This is a genomic window from Citrobacter sp. Cf088 (assembly GCF_030334295.1).
Lineage (GTDB): Bacteria > Pseudomonadota > Gammaproteobacteria > Enterobacterales > Enterobacteriaceae > Citrobacter > Citrobacter freundii.
The window spans coordinates 275,409-294,253 of sequence record NZ_JAOWEE010000058.1; the positions used below are offsets into that span (position 1 = coordinate 275,409).

General features: G+C 53.8%; 20 protein-coding genes. 9 read left to right on the plus strand and 11 right to left on the minus strand.

Features of this window, described 5'->3' with window-relative positions; all coding sequences use genetic code 11:
• Positions 1-6: 6 nt before the first annotated feature.
• From OGV71_RS24565 to OGV71_RS24585, 5 genes are read left to right on the plus strand one after another with little or no spacing between them, the layout of a single operon-like run.
• Positions 7-2,139: a hybrid sensor histidine kinase/response regulator gene (locus OGV71_RS24565; RefSeq protein WP_257651607.1), complete on the plus strand. Its 2,133-nt coding sequence runs from the start codon at positions 7-9 to the stop codon at positions 2,137-2,139.
• 22 nt (positions 2,140-2,161) lie between these two features.
• Positions 2,162-2,521: a response regulator gene (locus OGV71_RS24570; RefSeq protein ID WP_071696688.1), complete on the plus strand. Its 360-nt coding sequence runs from the start codon at positions 2,162-2,164 to the stop codon at positions 2,519-2,521.
• 17 nt (positions 2,522-2,538) lie between these two features.
• Positions 2,539-4,215: a diguanylate cyclase gene (locus OGV71_RS24575; protein ID WP_071696689.1), complete on the plus strand. Its 1,677-nt coding sequence runs from the start codon at positions 2,539-2,541 to the stop codon at positions 4,213-4,215.
• An 11-nt stretch (positions 4,216-4,226) separates the two neighbouring features.
• Positions 4,227-4,751: a chemotaxis protein CheW gene (locus tag OGV71_RS24580; RefSeq protein ID WP_086504483.1), complete on the plus strand. Its 525-nt coding sequence runs from the start codon at positions 4,227-4,229 to the stop codon at positions 4,749-4,751.
• Complete coding sequence (locus OGV71_RS24585; RefSeq protein ID WP_071687139.1) at positions 4,735-5,094, plus strand: hypothetical protein; 360 nt, start codon at positions 4,735-4,737, stop codon at positions 5,092-5,094. The genes OGV71_RS24580 and OGV71_RS24585 overlap by 17 nt, the downstream gene beginning before the upstream one ends.
• A gap of 6 nt (positions 5,095-5,100) precedes the next feature.
• Here OGV71_RS24585 and sitD read toward each other — a convergent pair whose 3' ends face one another.
• The 4 genes from sitD to OGV71_RS24605 are packed head-to-tail and all read right to left on the minus strand — an operon-like array spanning position 5,101 to position 8,538.
• Positions 5,101-5,952, minus strand: a complete 852-nt coding sequence (gene sitD, locus OGV71_RS24590; RefSeq protein ID WP_071696690.1) for an iron/manganese ABC transporter permease subunit SitD — start codon at positions 5,950-5,952, stop codon at positions 5,101-5,103.
• Positions 5,949-6,806 (minus strand): metal ABC transporter permease, encoded by an 858-nt coding sequence (sitC, locus tag OGV71_RS24595; RefSeq protein WP_204583323.1) that lies wholly within the window; start codon positions 6,804-6,806, stop codon positions 5,949-5,951. The genes sitD and sitC overlap by 4 nt, the downstream gene beginning before the upstream one ends.
• A gap of 2 nt (positions 6,807-6,808) precedes the next feature.
• Positions 6,809-7,624 carry an iron/manganese ABC transporter ATP-binding protein SitB gene (gene sitB, locus OGV71_RS24600; RefSeq protein WP_003840297.1) on the minus strand — a complete coding sequence of 272 codons (816 nt, stop codon included), beginning with the start codon at positions 7,622-7,624 and terminating at the stop codon, positions 6,809-6,811.
• Entirely contained in the window at positions 7,621-8,538 is a 918-nt protein-coding gene (locus tag OGV71_RS24605) for a metal ABC transporter substrate-binding protein (protein ID WP_032949907.1), read from the minus strand. The genes sitB and OGV71_RS24605 overlap by 4 nt, the downstream gene beginning before the upstream one ends.
• Before the next feature lie 187 nt (positions 8,539-8,725).
• On the opposite strand from OGV71_RS24605, the gene OGV71_RS24610 reads away from it, so the two are divergent.
• On the plus strand, positions 8,726-9,070 hold the full coding sequence (locus tag OGV71_RS24610) for a nitrous oxide-stimulated promoter family protein (protein ID WP_003037424.1): 345 nt from the start codon (positions 8,726-8,728) through the stop codon (positions 9,068-9,070).
• A 121-nt stretch (positions 9,071-9,191) separates the two neighbouring features.
• Here the strand turns inward: OGV71_RS24610 and OGV71_RS24615 are convergent, their stop codons facing one another.
• From OGV71_RS24615 to hypA, 7 genes are all read right to left on the minus strand, one after another.
• Positions 9,192-9,620, minus strand: a complete 429-nt coding sequence (locus tag OGV71_RS24615) for a TOBE domain-containing protein (RefSeq protein ID WP_204583324.1) — start codon at positions 9,618-9,620, stop codon at positions 9,192-9,194.
• A gap of 44 nt (positions 9,621-9,664) precedes the next feature.
• A complete protein-coding gene (gene flhA, locus OGV71_RS24620; RefSeq protein WP_003840276.1) occupies positions 9,665-11,743 on the minus strand; it encodes a formate hydrogenlyase transcriptional activator FlhA in 2,079 nt (692 codons plus the stop codon).
• Between the two features lie 127 nt (positions 11,744-11,870).
• Complete coding sequence (gene hypE / locus OGV71_RS24625; RefSeq protein WP_003037416.1) at positions 11,871-12,881, minus strand: hydrogenase expression/formation protein HypE; 1,011 nt, start codon at positions 12,879-12,881, stop codon at positions 11,871-11,873.
• Positions 12,878-13,999, minus strand: a complete 1,122-nt coding sequence (hypD, locus tag OGV71_RS24630) for a hydrogenase formation protein HypD (protein WP_003037413.1) — start codon at positions 13,997-13,999, stop codon at positions 12,878-12,880. Before hypD ends, hypE begins: the two co-directional genes overlap by 4 nt.
• Positions 14,000-14,272, minus strand: a complete 273-nt coding sequence (hypC, locus tag OGV71_RS24635; RefSeq protein ID WP_003037411.1) for a hydrogenase 3 maturation protein HypC — start codon at positions 14,270-14,272, stop codon at positions 14,000-14,002.
• Positions 14,263-15,135 (minus strand): hydrogenase nickel incorporation protein HypB, encoded by an 873-nt coding sequence (gene hypB / locus OGV71_RS24640; RefSeq protein WP_003037409.1) that lies wholly within the window; start codon positions 15,133-15,135, stop codon positions 14,263-14,265. The genes hypC and hypB overlap by 10 nt, the downstream gene beginning before the upstream one ends.
• Positions 15,136-15,238: 103 nt before the next feature.
• Positions 15,239-15,610, minus strand: coding sequence for a hydrogenase maturation nickel metallochaperone HypA (gene hypA / locus OGV71_RS24645; protein WP_003037406.1), 372 nt, complete (start codon positions 15,608-15,610; stop codon positions 15,239-15,241).
• Positions 15,611-15,808: 198 nt separating this feature from the next.
• Between hypA and hycA the strand changes: the two genes are divergently transcribed.
• The 3 genes from hycA to hycC all read left to right on the plus strand — a co-directional run bounded on the left by hycA (position 15,809) and on the right by hycC (position 18,845).
• On the plus strand, positions 15,809-16,267 hold the full coding sequence (hycA, locus tag OGV71_RS24650) for a formate hydrogenlyase regulator HycA (protein WP_003840271.1): 459 nt from the start codon (positions 15,809-15,811) through the stop codon (positions 16,265-16,267).
• Between the two features lie 143 nt (positions 16,268-16,410).
• A complete protein-coding gene (gene hycB / locus OGV71_RS24655; RefSeq protein WP_003037401.1) occupies positions 16,411-17,022 on the plus strand; it encodes a formate hydrogenlyase subunit HycB in 612 nt (203 codons plus the stop codon).
• On the plus strand, positions 17,019-18,845 hold the full coding sequence (gene hycC / locus OGV71_RS24660; RefSeq protein WP_032938321.1) for a formate hydrogenlyase subunit 3: 1,827 nt from the start codon (positions 17,019-17,021) through the stop codon (positions 18,843-18,845). Before hycB ends, hycC begins: the two co-directional genes overlap by 4 nt.

Genomic DNA, 18,845 nt, shown 5'->3' on the forward strand with positions numbered 1-18,845 from the left:
GCGATTATGGCTATCGATCTGAAAAAATTCGTTCTGCGCTTTATTGATGAAGGGAGAGGTCATTTGCAGACGATCAGCGAAGGGGCGTTTCTTCTCTCTGCTGATGAACATACCGACGCCTGGATAGGCGAGATGTTTCGTGCTGCGCATACCCTGAAAGGGGGGGCGCGGATGCTGAAGCTGCAAAGTATTGCCGATGTCACGCATCATCTTGAGGATGTATTGAGTGAACTGCGTGATAACAAACTGACACCGGACAGGGCGTTGGGCAATCTGATCCATGAGTCCGTGGAGTATCTTTCTGGTCAGCTTACCCAGCTTTTTGTCAATGAAGGGGATAATCAGTTACCACCGGCTGATGCCGGGCTGTGCGAACGTCTTGCCCGCGCCAGTCGGGGAGAGGACATCACGCTGACTGTCGAAACTGCCGGGGTAACAGAAAAACCGGTGGTCCCTACGCCTGCGACGCCAGCCAGTATGGATGCCGGTATTAAGCAGGCGGATTTCGTGCGGGTAAAGCTGAATAAGCTCGATGGCCTGATCGACATTCTGGGGGAGGTGCTCGCCGGACATGACCGCCTGGAACAGCAGATACAAAACCTGAGTCAGCTGGTACCGCGGTTACCGGGATTGAGTGCTGAACAGCTTCGCCAGCAAATCCATGACTTCAGCGCCCAGTTAAAAGAGAGTGTTCAGCTCCAGCATTTGCAGATGTTTGAACTATACGACGTGGCGGCGCGGATCCGCATGCTGCCACTTTCAACGTTGTTTGAACCGATTTCGCTGCAGGTTAGTGAGCTGGCTTCCACGCTGAATAAGCAGGTGGTATGCCGCTTTGTCGGCGGAGAAGTGGAAATCGATCGTCAGCTGATTGACCGCTTATCGGAGTCGCTGACGCATCTACTGCGTAATGCCGTCGATCACGGGATTGGTGAGATCGACGAACGTCTGGCGCTCGGTAAATCCACCCGCGGCACGATTACCATCACCACCCAGCAGGATGGCAGCGGGATACTACTGCGTATCGAAGATGATGGCCGTGGTCTTAACTATGATGCCATCAGCGCGAAGGCGGTCAGTAAAGGTCTGGTTCCTGCTTCAATGGCCGGGCAACTCTCCGAGCTGGAGTGTAATGAGCTGATTTTTCATCCCGGCTTTTCGACCAGCAAGATAGTCTCCGAGCTTTCCGGTCGCGGCGTTGGCTTAGATGTGGTGCGTAAAACGGTGGTGACTGACCTGCAAGGCGATTTGCAGGTTTATAGCTGCCCAGGGGTCGGAACCAGCTTTAACCTGCGGTTGCCTGTTTCGTTAACCATGATGCGAATTCTGCAATTTGAAGAGCAGGGACACCTGTTTGGACTGGCTGCGCAGTATGTGGTTGAGGTAGTGGAATGCACGGCGCAGGGGATTAGCGATATCGCCGGACGTCCTGCCATTATCTTGCATAACGAGTTTATCCCGGTGGTCTGCGCAGGCGCCTTGCTGGGTATTAATGAGCGCCAGAGCAGTTTTTCAACGCCTGGACAGCGATTAATCGTGGTGCAAAACCCGTACAGCAAAATGGCGCTGCGGGTGGATAAGCTGCTCGATGAACGCAAGATGATGATCAAACCGTTACCGAAGCATATGCAACAGCAGTCGCTGGTCTCCGGGATGGTACAAACGCCGGAAAACCAACTGGTCAGCATCCTGCACGTTCCCGCGCTGATGGCGATGGCGCAACAATCACGGCAAACCAGTACACCTGCTCCTGCCACGAGCGTAACGCAGGATGCATGGCATGTGCTGGTGGTCGATGACTCACTGAATACTCGTGAGATAGAAAAGAACGTGCTGGAAGCGCACGGCTATCAGGTGACACTGGCAGAAGACGGGCTATCGGGACTGCAAAAAGCGAAACTGACCCAGTTTGATGCCGTACTGACGGATGTCGAAATGCCGTTTATGGATGGTTTCACCTTCACCAAATCGTTGCGTGGGGAGAAAAACTACCAGCATACGCCAATCATCATCGTGACGTCCCGCGCGAAGGAAGAGGACCGGCGACGAGGGATTCAGGTGGGCGCGGATGCCTACATCGCCAAGGGCGATTTCGAGCAGGACAGTTTGATAAAAACATTAAAAATGCTTTTGTGCTGATGGCGCAAAATCGAGAGAGAAAATGCGAATTTTATTAGTTGATGATGATCTTTTTGCGGCTGAACTGGCAACCATATTTTTGCAAATGGACGGCTACGATGTAGTGATTGTGGAAAGCGCGATTTCCGCCCTGGCGTGCCTGGACTCGGATAGCAACATCGATCTGGTGATTAGCGATCTGCATATGCCAGAGATCAGCGGGTTGGATTTGCTGACGCTGTTACGCGCTCAGAATTGGGTTAAGCCTTTTATTTTACTGAGCGCCAATGAAGTGATGGCCAGCGACACTCTGTACGACCGTTGGGTGAAAAAAGATGAAAACCTTGCGGAAAATCTGGGGGCTGCTGTCAATGCGCTACTGCAACCGTCTGCGATTAACTGAATAAGCCTACGTGTTTGATGAAACAAGAAAATAAGCATATAGCGATGGCGGCTGCGCAGGAAAAAATAGCGCGTTTGCGCCAGGGTTTTTTACGCCGAATCCCAGACATGCTGGCACAAGCGGAAAGATTACTCGTTCAACTGGTCGCAGAGCCCAGCGAAGCCTGTCGCAAACAGCTGCATATTCTGCTGCACAGTATTCACGGTTCGGCGGGTTCCTTTGGCTTTAGCCCACTGGCGGATGCCTCAGCAGAAGGTGAGCGTTTACTTACCGAACCGGAAACAGAGCAAAGCCCGCTGCATTATGACGAGCTGCGGCGAATTATCAGGTGGTTGTATACCCTGACCCAGGAGCAGCTCAACCTGGAGCATCGTATCAGCGATACGGATTTCACTTTACCGATCACCGCGCAGCGTCCGGAAGAGGGATATGTTCGGCGGGCCAGTCAGCCTATCTACCTGTGCGATGATGACGTCGATCAGGTTGAGCTGCTCGCCACCCAATTGCGCTGCTTTGGTTTTACCTGTCATGTGTTCTCAAGCACCCAGGATTTTACTCAGGCCGTACTGTCGCAACCGCCTGCTGTGGTGATTATGGATGTCAGCTTTCCGGACAATGCCTACGGCGGGCCGTTGACGATGTCGGACCTGAAACAAAAAGTTGGCAAGGCCTTTCCGGTGCTGTTCCTCTCGTGTCACAGTGATTTTAACGCCCGGATAAATGCCATTAAATCCGGCTGCGACGGCTACTATGTTAAACCCGCATCTATCACCGATTTAGTGCAGGAGTTGCATCGTTTAACCCAACCGTCGCTGAAAAAACCGTATCAGGTGCTGTTGATCGATGATGAGCCTGCGGTGGCGGAATATAACGCTGAAATGCTACGCATGGCGGGAATGGAAGTACATGTGCTGGAGAAACCACACCATTTGTTGCACGTACTGAATGCGCAACCTATCGATCTGGTGCTGATGGACTACCATATGCCCGAGTTCAGCGGTGAAGAGTTGACGAAACTCATTCGCCAGATACCGCAGCATATTGGCCTGCCAATCGCCTATCTCTCCAGCGAGACCAACAAGCATGCGCAGCTTGGCGCAATGAGCATTGGCGCGGAGGATTTTATTCTTAAACAGGCCGACCCAGAGGAGCTTATCCGTGCCGTCACGATCCGCGCTGAAAGAATGCGCGTCCTGCGTGCCCGCATGTCACAGGACAGCCTGAGTGGATTATATAACCACTCGACGACTACCCATTTTCTCAAAAGCGCGATTGCCGAGTCGAACTACAGCGGTAATCAGTTCTGTATGGTGATGGTGGATCTGGATCGTTTCAAAAGCATTAACGACACCTACGGCCATGCCGTTGGCGACCAGGTTATTGTCGGCATTTCGCAACTGTTTTCCCATCGCCTACGCAGTACCGATATCGTAGGCCGTTACGGCGGTGAAGAGTTTGTCATCATTATGCCTAATACCAGCAGTGAGAAAGCGGCGCGGGTGGTTGAAAGATTGCGCAAGGATTACGAGCAGGTCGCCTTTTCCGTTAACGACGCCAGTTTTCACAGCACCTTCAGCGCGGGCATTGCCCAGTGGCAGTTTGGCGATCGGATTGAAACGCTACGCGAACGTGCCGATCAGGCGCTGTACGCCGCGAAACAAAATGGCCGTAACACTTTCTGCATTGCCGAGTAAAAGGAGTCAATATGAGCCAACAGCTGGAGCAGATTCTTGCGCTGAACCATGGTGAAAAGCCGGAGTGTGAAAACGTTGATGAACCCCAGCGTACGCTGGTGTTATTCCAACTGGCGGGTAAGAATTTTGCCTTCTATGGGGCGCAAATTAAAGAGATCCTTGCAGAGCGCCCGATTTCCAGGGTTCCCTGTTGCGCGCCAATGCTTGAAGGGGTCATCAACTATCGTGGACGGGTGGAATCGGTGATGAGGCTGGACAGCCTGATCGATAAACCTACCGTCAATTCGGCAGGTAAGCGCACTATTCTGATTGGTTGCGCCGAGAAAATGCAAAGCGGGATCCTGATAGATAAATTGATTGATGTGTTGGAAGTCGCCGAAAGCCAGATTCATTTGCCAGGAGATTCGTTGCCCCCGGCGTTACAAAGCATCGCTGTGGGTGTAGTTAACGTGATGGAAACCTGGTACACGTTGCTCGATCTGAATCTGGTCTTTGAGCGTTATCAGGAGACCAGCGGTTATGACGGCTCCCACTAATCTGGCGGCGGTACGTATTACTTTGGGAGCGCTAACTTTGTATATACCGGCAAACCAGGTTGGTATGTGCTCGTTAGTGACTCAGGTTGTGCCTGAAATCCCCCAATTCAGCCAATGGCTGGGGATTACTGATGAGCCACAGGAAGGATGGCATTTGCATTTGCGCGTCCCCGACAGTGGCGTTGAAACCGGCTGGTACCTATGGGGACAACTTGAGAATGTGATGCTCTCCAGCGACATTGTTTTTGCCGTACCTCCGCTTCTGGCGCGTAACTGTCATTTGCCTGCGCTTCGTGCCCTGGTGGGTTGCGAGGCGTTTAGCCCGTTATTAAGCTGGCGATGATATAGCCTATAGCACATCATGCAGGCGTTGCCGTTCTAAACGGCGATCGCGCTGGGTGGAATAAATAAAGGTCATCACAAACAGCAGTGAAAATAGTACGACGATGGTGGGGGCCGGTGCACTGTCGATGAAAAAAGACAGGTACACGCCCATAAACGAGGTAACGACCGACATAATCACCGCCAGCCACAAGGCGTGGGAAAATTTCCGCGTCATTAAAATCGCAATGGCGCCAGGCGCAATCAGTAAGGAGATCGACAAAATAATCCCTACTGATTTTAGCGTGGCGACAATCGTCAGGGCGATCATGCACAGCAGGCCGTAATGTAGCAGTGCAGTGTTAAGCCCACTGGCCTTTGCCTGATGCGGGTCGAACGCATGCAGTAGCAGATCTTTCCACTTAAGCCCAATAATAAGCGCTATCCCAAGCGTAATAACCGCGGTTTGTATGATGTCGCTGAACGATACGCCTAGCATGTCGCCGAACAGAATATGATCGAGATGGACTTCCGACTGGATAGAGACGTACAGCACCAGCCCCGCACCGAACATGCCGGAGAAGACAATCCCCATCAGGGTATCGCGTTTGATGCGGCTGTTATCGTCGAGATAACCCGTCGCTACTGCACAGAACAGCCCAGCGATAAATGCGCCAATTGCCAGTGGGATACCCGCAATCCACGCCAGTACAATTCCCGGGAAAACCGCGTGGCTCATGGCATCGCCCATCAGCGCCCAGCCTTTAAGTACTAAAAATACCGACAGCAGCGCGCAGGGCACGGCGACAATGGTGGAGATAACCAGCGCATTGACCATAAAGCTAAACTGAAAGGGTTCTAATAGCGTTGTTAAGATCATACTGACTCCTTGCTCACCAGCCGGGCGCGTCGGCGATTCGCCAGCAGACCGTGTTTTGGTGCGAAGACAAATGCCAGCAGGAACAGCAATGTTTGCAGAACGACGATAATTCCGCCGGTTGCGCCGTCCAGCCAGTAGCTCAGCCAGGCGCCGAAAAAGCTGGTCAGGCTGCCGATAGCTACGGCGATGGTGAGCAGGCGTGGAAAACGATCGGTCAGCAGCCAGGCCGTCGCTCCGGGCGTAACCACCAGGCAAATCACCAGAAATGCACCGACGGTTTGCAGGGCGGCTACCGTTGAAACGGAGAGCAGCGTAAAAAACAACAGCTTCAACCGGCCCGGATTCAAACCGATAGAGCGCGCGTGGTTTTCATCAAAAAAGACCACCATCAGATCTTTCCACTTCAAAAACAGGATAGTCAGCGAGATAACCCCGATGATGGCCAGTTGCAGAATATCTTCCGGTGCAATCGCCAGCACGTTGCCGAGAATAATGGTCTGAATGTTCACTGACATCGGATTGAGCGACACCATAAAAAGCCCGATACCGAAAAAAGACGAAAAAATCAGTCCGATAATCGCATCTTCCTTCAGGCGCGAACGCTGATTAAGAAACAGCATACTGCCCGCCGCCAGGCCGCCGGAAAGGAATGCGCCAAGCGCGAAGGGAAGCCCTAACATATAAGCGCCTGCCACGCCCGGAACAATAGAGTGCGACAGCGCATCGCCGATCAGCGACCAGCCTTTGAGCATCAAATAGCAGGAGAGAAACGCGCACAGGCCGCCGACCATCGCCGAGACCCACATGGCGTTGAGCATATACTGGTAACCAAACGGCTCTGTCAGCCAGTTCATGATTATTCCCCCTCGCTTGCCGCACGTCGCGAAATAAACGGGCGTTCATCGTCGGTAATCACGTGTTGTTCGCCGCCGCTCAGCGCAACGTGACGCAGTACGCCGCTAAATGCCAGCTCGAGATTCTCGGGGGTAAAGGTGGTATCGGTTGGTCCACTTGCCAGCACCGTGCCCTTAATCATCACCGTGTAATCACAAAACTCGGTGACGGATCCCAGATTATGGGTAGAGACCAGCATGGTTCGACCTTCATCACGCAGTTCACGCAGCAGGTCGATGATCCGGGCCTCGGTTTTTACATCCACGCCGGTGAAGGGTTCATCCAGTAAAATAACCTGTCCGTCCTGTGCGATGGCCCTTGCCAGAAAAACTCGCTTTTTCTGCCCACCGGACAGTTCACCTATCTGACGATGGCGATAGTCCAGCATATCAACCCGCGCCAGCGCCGCATCCACGCAGGCGTGGTCGATCTGTTTTGGTCGACGCAGCCAGCCCATATGGCCAAAGCGTCCCATCATCACCACATCTTCCACCAGTACCGGAAACGACCAGTCCACCTCTTCTGACTGAGGGACATAGGCGATCAGATTCTGTTTGAGCGCCTTGTTTACCGGCTGTTGCAGAATTGAGATTTCCCCTTGCGCCAGGCGGACAAAACCCATCAGCGCTTTAAAAAGCGTTGATTTTCCCGACCCGTTGACGCCGACCAGAGCGGCAATTGAGCCGCCCGGAACCTGAAAAGTGGCGTCCCGCAATGCGGTATGACCGTTGCGATACGTCACCGTAACCTGATTTACGGTAATCGCAGAGTGACTCATGGTTGGCTCTCCAGACCCTTGTTGATGCCGTTAACAATGGTTTGCGTGGTGACGCGCAGTAAATCCAGATAGGTCGGTACCGGACCATCGGCAGCGCTGAGCGAATCGACATACAGCACGCCGCCGTAATACGCGCCAGACTCACGGGCAACCTGACGCGCTGGTTTGTCGGACACGGTGCTTTCGCTAAATACCGTTGGGATATGATGCTCTCTGATCGCATCGATTACTTTGCGTACCTGCTTCGGCGTACCTTGCTGATCGGCATTGATCGGCCACAGATACAGCTCTTTCAGGCCGTTATCACGTGCCAGGTAAGAGAATGCGCCTTCACTGGTGACCAGCCAGCGTTTATCAGCAGGGAGCTTTGCCAGTTCTGTATGCAGTGGCGCCAGGGTCTGCTGGATTTTCGCTTTATAATTCTGCGCGTTTTTCTGGTAGGTCGCGGCATTGTCCGGATCGTATTTCATCAGCGCATCGCGAATGTTATCCACGTAGATAAGTGCGTTCTCCGCTGACATCCAGGCATGCGGGTTTGGTTTACCGTTGTACGGTCCTTCGCTGATGCCCATTGGCTGGACGCCGTTTGAGACCATCACTTCTGGTACGCCGGACAAATTTTGGTAGAAGCGGGCAAACCATAGTTCGAGGTTCAGACCGTTGGAGAGAATAAGCTGTGCGCCTTGCGCCCGTTTAATATCACCTGGGGTTGGTTGATATTCGTGAATTTCAGCCCCCGGTTTGGTGATAGAACTAACGTCCGCCGCGTCACCTGCTACATTGCTTGCCATATCGGCAATCACCGTAAAGGTGGTTACCACTTTGAATTTTTCTTTCGCCCAGGCGGGTGACAGCGTCAGCGCCGTTAACGCGCTGGCAAGGAGAAATGACTTGAGATGGGGCAGATGCGGCATAGTATCCCTCACAACAAAATGGTTAATTTATCATCGAATATAGCCTTTGCTATGTTATATAGCACATGGCATAAATAAATGAAAATAATTCTTATTTGCGTAGGGTGCTAAGGAATGGATGACCTCCAGCAATAGTCCTGTGCTTAGTTAAGGTGTATTATTTATGCAACTTAATTATGGAGGCATCATGTCCGGCAAACGTATTGCACGTGAAAAAATGACGATCCAGAGAATGATCTCACTCTACGAGCGCCAGTGTCCGCAGGCTTCAGACGAGCCGGGGCATTACGATGCGTTGTTTGCCTATGCGCAAAAGCGCCTCGATAAGTGCGTCTTTGGTGAGGAAAAACCGGCCTGTAAGCAGTGTCCGGTGCACTGCTATCAATCTGCCAAACGCGAAGAGATGAAGCAAATTATGCGTTGGGCTGGGCCAAGAATGCTCTGGCGTCATCCGATTCTGACCGTGCGTCATCTGATTGATGACAAACGCCCTGTCCCGGAATTGCCAGAGAAATACCAGCGGAAAAAATAGCGTCTTTGTGTGCCGGATGGTGGCGATGCCTTATCCGGCCTACAAGGTAAACGGAACCGTTGTGTAAATCCGATAAGCGTAGCGCCATCGGGTAATCTGGCCATGCGGTGATGAATGGCGATTACGCTTTGGTGGCAATCAGAATGGCCGAGGCTTTGATCAGCGCGATGACCCGGCTTCCCTGACTCAGTTTCATCTCTTGCTGACTTTCGTTCGTCACGACCGCGACAATGTCAAAACCGGCATCAGTTTTGATGTGTACGGTGGCGTTAACGGCGCCTTCGGTTACCTGTGAAACGCTACCGGCAAATTGGTTACGGGCAGAGAATTTCAGGCCACAGTCTTCAGTCGCTAGCGTCACCCACGGCGCTTTGATCAGCGCAATGGCTTCTTTTCCTTTCGCCAGACCCAGTGTCTGCTGACTACTATGGGTCACAATCGCGACCAGTTTTGCGCCGCCAGCCAGCGTCAGTTCAACTTCATCATTCACTGCGCCTGTAGCGACTGCGCTCACTGTACCGGTTAATTGATTACGTGCTGATACCGCCATACTGCCTCCTTTCGTTGAGATATCACCCAGTATAGCCACACTGGCTAAACCAGTGCATCCTTATCAATACCCAATCTCTTCATGCGTGAGAGTAACGTTGTACGTTTCAGCCCCAGCCGTTGTGCCGCGCCTTTGGGACCGGCAACCACACCGTTGGTTTCTTTCAATACGCGCATAATCAACTGGTATTCATCTTCGCCGTCCTGTGCGACTTCGGTTGCCACCGGAGGCGTAGACGGCATCAAAGGGGCAATATCCGGAAGGGACAGCTGCAGCACGTTGCCTCGGGTAAGCAGAACCGCGCGCTCCACCACATTTTCCAGTTCGCGCACGTTGCCCGGCCACTCCATGCTGCTCAGCGTACGCAGCGCCTCGGCGGGAATGCTGTCGATATTGCGCCCCATCCGGCGAGCAATTTTAAAGGTGAAAGCTTTCACCAGCAGCGGGATATCTTCCGGGCGCTCACGCAGCGGCGGCAGATGGATCGGGAAGACGTTCAGTCGATAGTAGAGATCGTTACGAAACTCGCGATCGGCGACCATCTTTTTCAGATCGCGGTTAGTGGCGGCGATCAAGCGCACGTCGGTCTGGATCAGCTTATTACTGCCCAGACGTTCAAACTCCTGCTCTTGCAGAACGCGCAGTAGCTTAGGCTGAAGCTCCAGCGGCATATCGCCAACTTCATCGAGGAACAGCGAACTTTTATCTGCCAGCTCGAAACGACCAATCCGCTGCGTGCTGGCGCCGGTAAACGCGCCACGCTCATGACCAAACAGATCGCTTTCCAGTAATCCGGCAGGCATTGCCGCGCAGTTCATCTTCACCATCCGACGGGCGTTACGTCCGCTCAGGTTGTGAATGGCCCGTGCGATCAGCTCTTTACCCGTTCCGGTTTCACCCAGAATCAGGACGGTGCTGTCGCTTTGCGCCACCATTTCGACCTGTTTGAGCACGCTGTACATCGCTTCGCTGCGGCCAATGATTTCACCGAACTCACTCTCTACATTGTTGAGTTGTTCTGTCAGCGCCAGGTTTTCATCTACCAGACGTTCTTTCAGGCGGTGAATCTCCTGATAGGCAAGCGCGTTATCCACGGCAATTGCCACACGCTCGGCAATTTGGCGCAATAGCTTGAGGTTGGCGGTAGTGAAAACTTTCTCTTCGCACTGTGCCAGCTTGAGTACGCCGAGCATAGTATTGCCGGACATCAGCGGTAACAGACACAGGGTTTGTAGCTGGTTGCCCCAGGTTTCGAACAGCATCCGTTCGTAAGGGGCGAGCGTATCGCGTTCGCTCAGATTAATCAGCAGCATCTCTTTGCTTTTGAAAACGCGTTCAGAGAGCGTGCCCGCTTCGTCCACTTCACTTTGTTCGTGCGCTGGATGATGTTCATCCAGATAGTGGGTGGAATAAATGCTGAGCTTGTTTTTGCGATCGCTGCGTAACACGATGCTGATGGCATCGATGTCGAAGTAGTGGTGGATCTCTTTGGCGACTTCGCTGACCAGTTCGTCAATGTCCAGGCGGGAGAGTACCGCATTGGTGATGGCGACCAGGATGCGAAAGTTATCACGCTCGCGGCACAACAGATCGTAATCGACGTTGTTGCTGACCCTGCTTTGAATTTGTTCAGCAACGACGCCGACTATCTGGGTGAAGGTCTGTAGACGGTTATATTCTTTTTCACTCCACGGACGATCCTCGTTACGGATGAACTCGCAACCGCCAAAGATGCGCCCATCTGCCGCCAGCGGCAGCAGGCAGTAGTGGCCAAATTCAGAATACAGTCCACCTGAAGCCAGCTGTGGCCAGGTTTCCGTAAACTCATGATAGTTGCAGTGCAGCGCATCGGGACGAGACAAAATACGGCGTACCGGGCCATGGGCCAGTACCGTTTCGTCTTCATAATCGATGGGTTTACCATTTTCACGCGTCGCAAAATAACGCGCACGCTGCGTTTGTGCCTGCCATAAGACAATAGCCGCACAGTCGGCCAGCGCTGAACGCTTGACCAGCTGCGAAAGCGCCTCGCTGAGAGACGGGAGATCGGGCTGCTGTAATAATGTACGAGTAATATCGAACAGGCCTTGCTGTCCGAGGTCACTCATCGGTGTATACGACATATTGCTTTTCCAGGAAAAGCACCGCAGAACGGTGCGAAAACGGTAAATGAATTATAGGTATAAGTCGTAAATTATTGCCGGATAGCGATTTCGCTTATCCGGCCTACACGTTGCCGCTAATGGGCTGTTAGCATATACGAGGTAAAGGTTCGGCGTGTGGTAAATCGAGGGTTCGTTTCACGCCGTAAAGTCCGGCCAGACGCACACCTTTGCGTTCTACCACTTCGCCAATCATTGCGGCATCGCGTCCTAATGGATGCGCGCGCAGCGCGGCAAGCGCCGTTTCAGCGGCCTGACGCTCAACGGCAATCACCAGCTTACCTTCGTTAGCAAAGTTGAGCGCATCCAGTCCCAGCAGTTCGCAAACGCCACGTACCGCGGGCTTCACGGGCAGGGCCGCTTCAGACAGCTCAATGCCAAACCCGCATGATGCGGCAAATTCATGCGTTACCGCATTCACGCCGCCACGGGTGGCATCACGCAGCGCCTTGACGCCGGGAATATCACGTAGCGTCTGGATAAGCGGCGTCAATACGGCACAGTCGCTGACCAGTTCGCCATCCAGACCCAACTGTTCGCGTAGGTTAAGGATGGTTGCGCCGTGATCGCCAAGCGTACCGCTGACCAGCAGCACATCGCCCACGCTCAGGGTTTGTGCGCCCCAGTGAATGTTGGCGGGGATCGCGCCCATTCCGGCGGTGTTGATAAAAAGCTTGTCTGCCGCGCCGCGCTGTACAACCTTGGTGTCGCCGGTGACGATGGCGATACCCGCTTCGCGCGCGGTTGCCGCCATGCTGTTAACGACGGTTTTCAGCGTCTCCATTGGTAAACCTTCTTCGAGGATAAAACCGCAGGAGAGATAGCGCGGGATCGCGCCGCTGACCGCCACGTCGTTAGCCGTACCACAGATAGCCAGCTTGCCGATATTACCGCCCGGGAAGAACAACGGATCGATAACATAGCTGTCGGTTGAAAACGCCAGACGATCGCCTTCAGCGACCAGTTGCGCCAGTTCCAGACGTGCCTGATCTTCTTGTTCCGCCAGCCACGGATTCGCGAATGCCTCCATAAACAAACTGTTGATCAACTGCTGCATAGCCTGACCGCCGCTACCGTGGGCGAGTTGTACGCTGCTCATGCTTCACACTCCTGCTGACGATACTGATACCAGGCGGCACATGCGCCTTCTGAGGAGACCATCAGGGCGCCAAACGCTGTCTCCGGGTTACACGTTTTGCCAAATAATGGGCACTGATGTGGTTTACATCTGCCCGTCAGCACTTCCCCACAACGCGCGCGCGGATCGTCATACACCTGCTGCGGCGCTGGCTGGAAATGGGCTTCGGCGTCAAAGCGCTGATAGTCAGGCGTCAGGTGAACGCCAGAGGATTCGATAACGCCCAGACCGCGCCATTCGCTGTCGCCATTGACGCAGAACACCTCGGCGATGGCCTGTTGCGCTAACGCGTTACCGGCGTCCGGTACCACGCGACGGTACTGGTTTTCTACCTGGCTGTGCGCGGCAATTTTCTGCTCAATTAACATCACCACGCCTTGCAGGAGATCGAGCGGTTCAAAACCGGCGACCACTAACGGACGATGGAAGTCTGAAGCAATGAAATTATAGGCATCTGTGCCAATCACCATGCTGACGTGGCCTGGTGCTAAAAAGGCGTCAATACCGTTGTCCGGCTGTTCCAGCAGGCTGCGCAGCGTAGGGATAAGCGTGATGTGCTGGCAGAAAAAGTAAAAGTTCTGCACGTCACGCTGCTTTGCCTGTTGCAGAGTGATAGCGGTCGTTGGCATTGTGGTTTCAAAACCCAGACCAAAGAACACCACCTTACGCGTTGGGTTTTCCTGTGCCAGCTTCAGCGCATCCATCGGTGAATAGACGATACGGATATCTGCACCGCGCGCCTTGGCTTGCAGCAGGGAGCCTTGCTTACCCGGGACGCGCATCGCATCGCCAAAGGTGCAGAAAATCACTTCTGGATGGCTGGCGATTTCTACACAGCTGTCGATTCTACCCATCGGCAGAACGCAAACCGGGCAACCCGGACCATGAATAAACTCCACGTTTTCCGGTAGCAACTGGTCGAGGCCAAATTTGAAGATAGCGTGGGTATGACCACCACAAACTTCCATGATGCGCAGTGGGCGTTCAGCCGTGTAGGGGAGGTGGGCGGCACGTTCAGACAGGTGCTCTATCAGTTGCATCACCTGCTCTGGTGCGCGGTATTCGTCAACAAAACGCATTTATTTTTCCTCGCCGTACAGCAACGCGCCGACATCCGGCTCAACGTCAAACATGTTTTGCAGCGCGTCGAGCGTATCGCGCGCTTCAGCTTCATTAATGATGCTCATGGCAAAACCGACATGGACCAGTACCCACTGGCCGAGGCGCGGTTGGCCATGTTCATCACAGCTACCGACCAGCGTCAGGTCGACGTCGCGCTGAATACCGCAAACGTCGACTTTGGCCTGGTTGCCATCAATGGTGCGGATTTGACCCGGAACACCTATGCACATCGCTGCGTCTCCAGCCAGGAGAGCCATTGATCCATCCCTTCACCACTGGTGGCGGAAATCAGGATAATCTCAATTCCCGGGTTCACTTCCCGGGCGCTGGCGATGCATTTTTCAACGTCAAAATTGAGGTACGGTAGCAGATCCACTTTGTTGAGCAGCATCAGCGATGCGGCGGCAAACATATGTGGATATTTCAGCGGTTTGTCTTCACCTTCGGTGACGGAAAGCACGGCCACTTTATGGCGCTCGCCGAGGTCGAAGCTGGCCGGGCAGACCAGGTTGCCGACGTTTTCAATGAACAGAATGCCGTTATCGTCAAGCGGCAAACGCGGCGCGGCGTCAGCGATCATTTGTGCGTCAAGGTGGCAACCTTTACCGGTGTTGACCTGAATGGCGGGCGTGCCTGTGGCGCGAATACGGGCAGCATCGTTCACCGTCTGCTGGTCACCTTCAATAACGGCGCACGGCACGCTATCTTTCAGCTTCATCAGCGTTTCGGTCAGCAGCGTGGTTTTACCGGAGCCCGGGCTTGAAACAAGGTTCAGCACCAGATGCTGACGGGCCGCAAAGCGGGCACGGTTGCGTTCGGCCAGGCGGTTGTTTTTGTCCAGTACGTCAATTTCCACTTCCAGCATACGGCGTTGGCTCATACCTGGTGCGTGGGTTCCTGCCTCACCGTGACCGTAGTGCAAATCGCCTTCTTCGGTCTGGCTCGGTGTGAAATTTGAGGTCTTAACACCGGTAATATTCAGCGCTGGACGAGCCGCTGGGGCAAATGGCGCGCTGCGAAACGCCGAGTGGGGATTATGCTCATCACCCTCTATATATAGGTTGCCTTCAGCGCAACCACATGTCGTACACATCGCTCACTCCTGATCTTTTTACTTGCGATACATCTGTTGCCGGATGACTGCGTTGCCTTATCCGGCCTACAAACGAGCTCTTTCTGTAGGCTGGATAAAACGCTTAAGCGTCGCCATCCGGCGCTGGAGTCTGATCTATTTCAATACGTCGAATCTGTAAGCCGTCATCGGCCACAATTCTCAGCATATCGCTGTTGCATTGCGGACATCGGCGCACGCGTTGCGTCAGTAATGTGACGTATTGTTGACAAGATTCGCACCAACATTCGGCTTCTTGTTCTTCGAGGTGGAGTTTACAACCTTCTGCAAGGGTCCCGCGGCATACCAGATCAAAACAAAAGGAGAGAGCGCTGGTTTCTACGCAAGAAAATGCGCCAATTTTGAGCCAGACCCCAGTTACTCGCTGAGCACCGTGTTGCGTGGCCTGTTGTTCAATCAATTCCAGTGCCCGTTGGCAGAGGGTTATTTCGTGCATACCGCCTCCTGTGAAGTTGCCGTATCAAAAGCAATAAGCATGCCAGGTTGATTTTTTTCATTCGTGACAATGACGACAATGACGAAATGACATGTCGTCACCCGCCTTTAATTTTTTATCTATATGAAAATTAAGAAATTTAATTTTGGCATGAAATGTGCTTAAGGCTGTTCATCTCTGCTAAACGGGTAACCTGACATGACTATTTGGGAAATAAGCGAAAAAGCCGATTACATCGCTGAACGGCATCGTCGCCTACAGGACCAGTGGCGTATTTACTGTAACTCGCTGGTTCAGGGGATCACCCTGTCGAAAGCGCGTTTGCATCATGCAATGAGCTGTGCGCCGGACAAAGATCTCTGCTTTGTCCTTTTTGAACACTTCACTATCTACGTCACGCTGGCGGATGGCTTCAATAGCCACACCATCGAGTACTACGTCGAAACAAAAGATGGTGATGATAAGCAACTGATTGCACAGGCACAGTTGACCATCGACGGTCAAGTCGATGAGCGTTTCAGTAACCGCGATCGCGAACAGGTGCTGGAGCACTATCTCGAGAAAATCGCCACCGTCTACGACAGCCTGTACACCGCGGTTGAGAACAATATGCCGGTGAATTTAAGCCAACTGGTTGAGGGACATAGCCCGGCTTAAGCCTCAGGTGCTGTCCACTTTGTCATGATGCGGTTTACATACTGCGTCACGATGTTTTAGGGAATGGGCATGTCGAAAAATGTCGAAATGACATTTTGCAGACATGTTTTCGTCAAAAATGACTATCACCTGAGGAATGCCTGGTGAATCGTTTTGTAATTGCTGACTCCACTCTTTGTATTGGCTGCCACACCTGTGAAGCCGCCTGCTCAGAGACACATCGCCAGCATGGCCTGCAGTCAATGCCGCGCCTGAAAGTGATGTTAAATGAAAAAGAATCCGCGCCGCAGCTTTGCCACCAGTGTGAAGATGCGCCTTGCGCCACCGTGTGTCCGGTTAATGCCATTAACCGCGTTGATGGCGCCGTACAGCTGAATGAAAGCCTGTGCGTAAGCTGCAAACTGTGCGGGATCGCTTGTCCGTTTGGCGCGATAGAGTTTTCTGGTAGCCGTCCGCTGCATATCCCGGCAAACGCCAATACGCCAAAAGCGCCTCCGGCTCCGCCAGCGCCTGCTCGCGTGAGTTCGCTGTTGGACTGGGTTCCAGGCGTTCGTGCCATCGCGGTGAAATGCGATCTGTGCAGTTTTGACGAGCTTGGTCCGGCCTGCGTGCGCATGTGTCCGACCAAAGCCCTGCACCTGGTGAGCAACATGGATATCGCCCGCGCCAGCAAACGTAAGCGTGAGCTGACTTTCAATACCGATTTCGGCGATCTCACCTTGTTTCAGCAGGCTCAGAGTGGGGATGCAAAATGAGCGCAATTTCACTGATTAACAGCGGCGTGGCCTGGTTTACAGCGGCTGCGGTTCTGGCATTTCTGTTTTCATTTCATAAATCGCTGAGCGGCTGGATTGCTGGAGTTGGCGGTGCGGTCGGCAGCTTGTGTACGGCAGCCGCTGGTTTTACCGTTCTGACTAATGCGCTGGCGGTGAGCGGCGTGATGCCGTTTATTGGGCACAGTCTGCAAATTACTCCGCTGAATGCTATCTGGCTGATTACGCTGGGACTGTGCGGCCTGTTTGTCAGCCTGTACAACATTGACTGGCATCGTCATCCGCAGGTGAAAGCTAACGGCCTGCTGGTGAATCTGCTGATGGCTGCGGCGGTATGTGCGGTGGTTGCCAGCAACCTCGGTACGCTGGTGGTGATGGCGGAAATCATGGCGCTGTGTGCCGTGTTCCTCACCGGCTGCAGTAAAGAAGGCAAACTGTGGTTTGCGCTGGGGCGTATTGGTACGCTGCTGCTGGCGGTTGCCTGCTACCTTGTGTGGCAACGTTACGGCACTCTGGAGCTGCGTCTGCTAGACCTGCGCACCCAGGAGCTGCCGCTCGGGTCTGACATCTGGCTGCTGGGCGTGGCAGGTTTTGGCCTGCTGGCCGGGATTATTCCTCTGCATGGTTGGGTGCCACAGGCACACGCCAATGCCAGCGCACCGGCTGCGGCACTGTTCTCTACCGTCGTCATGAAGGTTGGTCTACTGGGTATTCTCTCCCTGTCGCTGCTGGGCGGTAATGCACCGCTGTGGTGGGGGGTTACGCTGCTGGTGTTGGGCATGATCACCGCATTTGTTGGCGGTCTGTATGCGCTGATGGAACACAATATCCAGCGCCTGCTGGCGTACCACACGCTGGAAAACATCGGCATTATTCTGCTGGGGCTAGGCGCTGGCGTGACCGGGATTTCCCTGAATCAACCGGCGCTGATTGCGCTGGGTTTGACCGGCGGTCTGTACCACCTGGTAAACCACAGCCTGTTCAAAAGCGTTCTGTTCCTGGGCGCAGGCAGCATCTGGTTCCGTACCGGTCATCGTGATATCGAAAAACTGGGCGGTATCGGCAAACGCATGCCGGTTATCTCTCTGGCGATGTTGGTTGGCCTGATGGCGATGGCCGCGCTGCCGCCGCTGAACGGTTTTGCCGGTGAGTGGGTTATCTATCAATCCTTCTTCAAGCTGGGTAACAGCGGGGCGTTTGTCGGTCGTCTGTTAGGGCCGTTGCTGGCGGTTGGGCTGGCAATTACCGGCGCGCTGGCGGTGATGTGTATGGCGAAAGTCTATGGCGTAACGTTCCTTGGCGCACCGCGTACGAAGGAAGCTGAGAATGCCTGCTGCGCACCAATCCTGATGAGCGTGAGCGTCGTTGCGCTGGCTATCTGCTGTGTGATTGGCGGCGTGGCTGCGCCGTGGCTACTGCCGATGATCTCCTCTGCCGTTCCGCTGCCGCTGGAAACTGCGAACACCACCGTTTCTCAGCCAATGATCACGCTGCTGCTGATCGCATGTCCGCTGCTGCCGTTCATCATCATGGCAATTTTCAAAGGCAACCGTCTGCCGTCGCGTTCACGCGGTGCGGCATGGGTGTGTGGTTACGATCACGAGCAGTCAATGGTCATTACCGCGCACGGTTTTGCCATGCCGGTGAAAGAAGCCTTTGCCCCGGTACTCAAACTGCGTAAGTGGTTGAATCCGGTATCACTGGTTCCGGGCTGGCAGAATGCGGCTGCGCCGGTGCTGTTCCGTCGCCTGGCGCTGATTGAGCTGGCGGTGCTGGTGGTGATTGTGGTTTCACGAGGAGCCTGA